Raw genomic sequence first — 7219 nt, 5'->3', positions numbered from 1 at the left:
TTATACCCTAAGAGCAAACCACCCTTTTTAAGGGTGGTTCTGATTGCGGAACTCGTATCAAGTTAAGGACCAGGGGTCCTCTGCTATGTCCAGCTTAATGTCAGGCTACAGAATTTGAAAATCTTTGACGCGCGGTACACAGGGGCCTGGGCTGAAAAGAAGCTGGTTGGTAGGTTGCCCGGTGGGGCTTGGTTATGTTTGTCGCGAGTTCCGCACGAGCCGAAGAGCACTTAATGTGCTCTTCGTGCGAGCCAGGACTGTAGAGCAGCAAACATAACCAAGCCCCACCGGGCAACCGGACGAGCTAGTTTACTTCGCGGCGCCGGGGATGCCGTGGGAGGTTTTGGCGGTTTTGGCTCCGTTTACGATGGCGGTTTGAAGGGCCCTTACAGCGAGCATGCCCAACAGGTCTAGGGGTACGGCGGCGCTTGCCTGGGTGCCCAGTTTGCCGCTGGCGAGGGTGTAGATGGTGTCGCCGTCGTTGGTGGTGTGCGTGGGGCGGATGGCGTGCGCGTAGGCGTCTGCGGCCATTTGGGAGACCTTGGTGGCCTGGGCCTTGGTGAGCTCCACGTTGGTGACGATGCAGCTGATGGTGGTGTTAGTGCGGTCGAGCGGCATTTGCATGGAGCCGGCGGCGGCAAAGGCTGCGAGCTCCATGTCGACGATCTGGTCGCTATCGGCTGCGGCGCGCATGCCGGCGACCCACTCGCCGGTGAAGGGGTCAACGACGTTGCCGCAGGCGTTAACTGAGACCACGGCGCCCACCTTAATGGGGCCAAGCGCCACGGCGGCGGCGCCAAGACCTGCCTTCATGCAGGTGGCAGGACCCATGAGCTTGCCTACCGTGGCACCGGTGCCGGCTCCAACGTTGCCCTGCTCAAGCCTGGTGGGGGTGTTATCGAGTGCCTCGCGAACGGCGGCGATGCCGGCATCGATATCGGGACGAACCGTGGGGTCGCCGTAGGCGAGATCGAAGATGCAACTGGAGCATACGATGGGCACCTGCGTGGGGCCGACGGGCAGGCCGATGCCGCGGCTCTCGAGCTCGCGGGCAACGCCGCTTGCTGCCTCGAGGCCAAAGGCCGATCCACCCGAGAGGCAGACAGCGTGGACCTTATCGACGGTGTTCTCGGGACGCAGCAGGTCGGTCTCGCGCGATGCCGGGGCACCGCCGCGAACGTCAACGCCGCCGGTGGCGCCTTCTGCTGCCACGATTACGGTGCAACCGGTGCCGGCCTCCTCGTCCGTATAGTTGCCAAAGCAAAAGCCATCGACATCGCAAACGTCAATGGCCTCAAGCAGTGTGTCCATGTTTTACTCCTATCGGTTTTCCGCCGGGCCTTATGCCCGGTCGGGATCCGTACGGTACGGCAAAATTGTAGGCGCTGGGGGATACCCAGCGCCAGATGCAATTACGAGAGTTTTTGAATCGCGCGTGCGACGCGTGCGATGGGTAGGCCCACCACGTTGTAGAAGTCGCCCGAAATACCGCGCACGAGCATGCGCCCGCCCGTGCCCTGAATACCGTAGGCGCCGGCCTTATCCATGGGCTCGCCCGAGGCGACGTAGCGCTCAATCTGCTCATCAGTAAGCTCGTAGAACGTCACGTCCGTCACATCGACAAACGACACGCTCTCGGCGGCATGCGGGGCGGTTGTGTCGCCGGCCTTAACGATGCAGACACCGGTTGCGACCTGGTGCGTGCGGCCCGAAAGCTCGCGAAGCATGGTGCGGGCCTCGTCCTCGTTTGCCGGCTTGCCTAAAATCTTGCCATCGAAGGTAACGATCGTGTCGGCCGCGACGGTCAGCTCGGTGGGCTCGGCATGCTCGGCGGCGACAGCAGCGGCCTTGGCTCGTGCCAGGCGCTCGACAAGCGTAAGTGGCGCCTCGCCATCAAACGGCGTCTCATCGATATCGGCAGGAATGATGCGAATGTCATAGCCCGCCTCGCGCATCAGCTCGATGCGGCGCGGCGATTGCGAAGCCAAAATCATAGCTGGATGCCCTCTGCGACCTTCTCGACAGCCTTGTCGCCGGCGAGTGTGCGAAGCAGCTCGAGCGCAAAGGGGAGCGACTGGGCCATGCCGCTGGCGGTGATGATGTTGCCGTCCTGCGTGACCTTCTCGCCGGTATAGGCTCCCTCGGGGAAGCTCTTCTCAAAGCCGGGGAAGCACGTGGCGTGGCGCCCCTCGAGCAGGTCGAGCTCGCCCAAGATAAACGGGGCGGCGCAGATGGCGGCAACGTGCTTGGTCGCGGCGAACTCGCAGACCACATCGCAGACGCGCTGATCGGCGCGCAGATTGGTGGCGCCGGGCAGACCGCCGGGCAGCACAACGCAGTCGTACTCGTCAAAGTTGATCTCGTCGAAGAGCGCATCGCAGGTTACGGGGATCTGCAGCGAGCTTACGACTTCACGCGTGGGCATGATAGAGACGAGCGTGGCACGCACGCCGCCGCGACGCATGACATCGACCATGGTCAAGCATTCAATAGTTTCAAAGCCATCGGCGGCGAGAACGGCAACGCTGGGCATGAGGATTCCTTTCGTAAGGCGGCATACAATTAGCCGTCTTATACCCCGAAGGTGCCCGCTTGCCACGCTCAATCGCCGAATGATTTTTATGGGCAATGATAGGGCGCTAGTTGCGCTTGAGGTGGACGACGGTTTCGCAGTGGAAGGTTTGCGGGAACAGGTCGACTGGCGTGATCTTGACGGGGGAGAAGGTGCCCTCCTCGACAAAGCGCTTGAGGTCGCGCGCTAAGGTGGCCGGGTCGCAGCTCACGTAGGCGACATCGCGGGCGCTCGTGCTGGCGATGAGGTCGATGGCCTCGGGTGCCAAGCCCGCGCGCGGCGGGTCGACCACCAAAACGTCGGCATCCTGGTCGGGGAACTCGCGCACGGCGTCACCGCCAATGACGTCGACGTTATCGAGTTTGTTAATCTCCAGGTTACGGCGCAGGTCGCGCACGGCAGGGCCATAGGCCTCAACGGTGGCGACAAAATCGCAGCGGCGGGCGAGCGGCAGGGTAAAGGTGCCGGCGCCGCAGTACAGGTCCACAGCCAGCTCGTCTTCCTGCGGGTCGAGCGCTTCCATGACAAGCTCGATCAGAATCTCGGCACCCTTGGTGTTGACCTGGAAGAACGACGGGGCAGACAAGCGCATCTGGCCCTCGGCGATACTCTCGGTCCACGAGCCCTCGCCGGCGAGCATCTCGACCTTGGAGACGCGGCGGGCCTTCTTCTCGCCCTTGCTCATCACACGTACAACGCTCGTGGGGTGCGCGGCGTCTGCCAGCACGCGCGAGACCTGCGAGCGCGGGAAGGAGCCCGTGGGCGTCCAGAGCGCGACCTCGAGCGCCTTGGTACGGCGCGAGGCACGAATGCCCACACGCTCGAGGCCCAAGTCGTGGCTGCCGCTCAGATAGTTGAGTGCGCCGACGACCGATTTGAGTGCCTTAGGGAAGCGTTTGTCGAACAGCGGGCACGAATCGACGGTCACGATCTTGCTGGGATCTACGCCGTGCATGCCGAGACGCACGCGACCGTTGGCAACGGTCGGCTCGAGCTCGATTTTATTGCGGTAGCCCCAGTCGTCTTTGGTGTGACGGATAGGTTGCACCAGCTCATCGACCTGATCGGGGCTGAACTTGCCGATGCGCTCGAGCGTGGAGCGCAGGTTTTGCTCCTTGGCGGCAAGCTGCGCGGTGCGCGAGAGATTGCCCCACGAGCAGCCGCCACAAACACCCACGAAGGGGCAGGGAGGCTGGATGCGATCGGGGCTCGGCTCCAGAATCTCGGTGGTGCGGGCGCGCATAAACGACTTGCCGTCCTGCACGACCTCGGCCTCGACGGTGTCGCCCGCCACAGCGCCCTGCACAAAAACGGCCTTGCCGTTGTCGGCGTGCGCCAGCCCGTCGGCGCCGTACGTCATCGATTCTATGGTGAGCTTCATATTCCTGCCTGTCATTCGCGTTGTTGTCCGCACCATGGTAGCAGGGAAAAGCGCCCCGCATCCGAGGCTTTCCTCAAATACGGGGCGCTTCTACAAACGTTTATTTGGTCTTGCCGGTAATGAGCGTCTTTAGGCCTAAGCCAATCAGGCCCAGACCCATGCGCACACGACCGGGGCGATGGCGCTCGATGGCCTTGGTCTTGCCAGCGGGCTTCTCGCGACGGGCGCTCGTCTCGGACGTGGGCTTGGCGACCTGCGGCTCGGGCTGAGGCTCAGGTGCGGGCTCGGGCTCAATGACGGTCGCCTGGACCTGCTGGACCACGGGCGCCGCCGGCTGCGGCTCGGGGGCGGCAGCGGTGACGGGCTCCGTCTCAACGACGGGCTCGGCTACGGCCTCGACGACGGCCTCCGGCTCCTCGACAGGCTCGGGTTCTGCCACCGGGGGAGCGACGACAGCCTCCGGCTCGGCAACAGGCTCGACAGCTGCTTCGTGCTCAAGCTCACTCTGAATAGCTTTCTCGGCCACACGTTCCTTCTCCTGCGCACGCTGCTGCGCGGCAGCCTCGGCGTTGCGGTAGGCGCGCTCCAGCAGGGCTTCCTGCGAGTTGAAGGGCTTCTCGCCCTCCTTGCGCTCCACGGGAACCCAGGTACCGTCGCTCGTCAGGCTGCGGGCCTTCACGTTGTCCCGCAGCTGCATGCCCATGTACTTGTGCACCAGGGCGCGGCAGGTGGGGTCGAGCACGGGGAAGGCGATCTCCACGCGGTGCTCGGTGTTGCGCGTCATCATGTCGGCCGAGCTCAGGTAAATCATGTCCGAGTCCACGCCAAAGGCATAAACGCGGGCGTGCTCCAAAAAGCGTCCGACGATGGAGCGGACGTGCACATTCTCGGTCTTGCCCGGAACTCCCGGCTTGAGGCACGAGATGCCGCGGATGATCATGTCCACGCGTACGCCAGCGCACGATGCCTCGGCGATCTTGTCGATGACCTCGCGGTCGGTGAGCGAGTTGAGCTTAAAGAACACGCGGGCGGGCTCGCCAACGAGGGCGCGCTGAATCTCGCGATCCAGGCCGCGCATGATGAGCGGCTTGAGGCCTACGGGCGCCACGCCCAGGAAACGGTAATCGCCGCGCAGATTGCCCAGCGACAGGTTGCGGAAGAACAGGTTAGCGTCCTCTCCGATGCCGGGGTGGGCGGTCATGAGCATAAAGTCGCTGTAGAGCTTGGCCGTCTTCTCGTTAAAGTTGCCGGTGCCCAAAAGCGTCAGGCGCGTAAGTGCCATGCCCTCGCGATAGGTGAGCTGGCAGATCTTGGAGTGACACTTAAAGCCCTCGGAGCCGTAGATGACGGTGCAGCCGGCCTCTTCCAGGCGCTCGGCCCACTCGATGTTGTTCTGCTCGTCAAAGCGGGCGCGGAGCTCCATGAGCACCGTGACCTCTTTGCCGTTCTCGGCGGCGTCGATCAGCGATTCGCACAGGCGGCTCTGCTTTGCCACGCGGTAGAGCGTGATGCGCAGCGAGATGCACTCGGGGTCGTAGGCGGCCTCGTGTACCAAGTCCAGGAATGGATTCATGGCCTCGTAGGGGTAAAAGAGCAGCTTGTCGTGCTGCAGCACCTGCTCGCGGATGGAGCGGGTCATATCGATGGTGGGGTTGGGCTGTGGCTTAAACGGCGTAAAGAGCAGCTCGTTGCGCAGGTGCTCGGGAATCTTGCCCTCAATGCCAAAGACGTAGCCCAGGTTGAGCGGGATATCGCAGGTAAAGACCGAGCGACGCGAAAGCTCAAGCGCCTTGCGGATGGTCTTGAGCGTTTGCTTCTCGAGCGAACCCGAGACGGCGAGCACTACCGGCTGCAGGCGCAGACGCTTCTTGAGGATGCGCTTCATGTGCTGGCGGTAGTCCTCTTCCTCCTCGACGCCCTCGCCGTCCGGGTCGATGTCGGCGTTGCGGGTGACGCGGATGAGCGCTCGGTCGAGCGGCTTATAGGAGCCAAAGCAGCTGTCCAGGCAGGCGAGGATGACGTCCTCGAGCAGGATGTAGGAGTAGGTACCGGTGGGCGAGGGGATCTCGACTACGCGGTTCATCGAGGCGGGAATCTCGATCAGGCCCAGCAGGCTCTCCTCGTCGGTGACGCCATCCAGGCCACAGGCCAGGTAGAGTGCACCGTTGCGCAGGTTGGGGAAGGGGTGGCGCGGATCGATCACCAGCGGCGAGATGACCGGCGACACGTAGGCCTGGAAGTAGCGGGTGACAAAGGTGCGCTCCTCCGGCGTGAGCGAATCGACGCGTGCGCGGTGGACGCCCAAGGCGTCGAGCTTGCCCTCGATGCTCTTGAAAATGGACTCCCAGCGGTCGAGGAGCCCGGGCAGCTTCGCCACGACGGCTTCGACCTGCTCCGAGGCGGTCATATTGCTCTTGTTGTCGACGGGTTGCTTTTTGAGCTCGGCCAGGTCGGACAGGCCGCCCACGCGCACCATAAGAAACTCGTCGAGGTTGGACTCGAAGATTGAGACGAACTTAAGGCGCTCGAACAGTGGCACGGACTCATCGAAGGCTTCGTCGAGCACGCGGTTGTCAAAGCGTAGCCAGCTGAGCTCTCGGTTCTGTGTGTACGAGAAGTCGCGCGGCGGCTTGCGCAGCTTTGCGGCGGCTTGCTTCTTTTCGATTTTGCTCGGCATATGCATCTGTCCGTTCAGTCCCCAAGGGGGACGGTAGCCTAACACTATTTACTATTGTCTCAATTTAGTCGACTTGTGGCACGGACGTATTGCGCGAACGGTATCTTTACCTACTTCTTACGCTGCCAAGGCATTCAACTAACCGCCCGTCTCGTATTGCAGGCAATCTATATCCTCACTCAACTGGTGAGAATATATGAATAAGAATGATTGCGAGCTGAATATCATCGAATACAGGCAGAAACGTGAACAAGCGTCATATATATGCAGAAAACCGTTTTCGCTATGCAGTTCCTAAACACGAAGGTATTTATGAAATCTGGCTTGATTCTTCAGAAAAAAGAACGTTTACCTTAGAAAACCTACTTTAGATAACCGAAGTGCATCATGGGGGAATCGTATGCGATATACCGTTCATCGAACTTTGCTGACCGTTCGGGGGCGAGGTGGAATTGCGGGTGGGTTTTGGATATAACTAGAGCTGTCAGCAAGCAGCGTTCCAAACGGAGGGGCGCTGATAAATTCGGCCAGTAAGGCCCGAAAGAAAGGTAGGAGGCCATGACGAAAGGTCTGCACGTGCCTTCCGAGA

The 7219-nt window shown here is 61.8% G+C and carries 5 protein-coding genes; all 5 read right to left on the bottom strand.

Going from position 1 to position 7219, the window contains the following annotated elements; translation table 11 throughout:
- Positions 1–309: 309 nt before the first annotated feature.
- On the bottom strand, positions 310–1311 hold the full coding sequence (locus I2G43_RS02420; RefSeq protein WP_195534950.1) for a P1 family peptidase: 1002 nt from the start codon (positions 1309–1311) through the stop codon (positions 310–312).
- A gap of 101 nt (positions 1312–1412) precedes the next feature.
- Entirely contained in the window at positions 1413–1994 is a 582-nt protein-coding gene (locus I2G43_RS02415) for a Maf family protein (RefSeq protein ID WP_195534949.1), read from the bottom strand.
- On the bottom strand, positions 1991–2533 hold the full coding sequence (locus tag I2G43_RS02410; RefSeq protein WP_055287259.1) for a DJ-1 family glyoxalase III: 543 nt from the start codon (positions 2531–2533) through the stop codon (positions 1991–1993). The genes I2G43_RS02415 and I2G43_RS02410 overlap by 4 nt, the downstream gene beginning before the upstream one ends.
- Positions 2534–2639: 106 nt before the next feature.
- Positions 2640–3968 (bottom strand): 23S rRNA (uracil(1939)-C(5))-methyltransferase RlmD, encoded by a 1329-nt coding sequence (gene rlmD, locus I2G43_RS02405; protein ID WP_195534948.1) that lies wholly within the window; start codon positions 3966–3968, stop codon positions 2640–2642.
- Positions 3969–4053: 85 nt separating this feature from the next.
- A complete protein-coding gene (gene ppk1, locus I2G43_RS02400; protein WP_229071491.1) occupies positions 4054–6630 on the bottom strand; it encodes a polyphosphate kinase 1 in 2577 nt (858 codons plus the stop codon).
- Between the last annotated feature and the right edge of the window lie 589 nt (positions 6631–7219).

Origin of the sequence: Collinsella aerofaciens (assembly GCF_015557435.1) — a bacterium.
Lineage (GTDB): Bacteria > Actinomycetota > Coriobacteriia > Coriobacteriales > Coriobacteriaceae > Collinsella > Collinsella aerofaciens_Z.
This window is presented reverse-complemented; position numbering and strand designations above follow the sequence as displayed.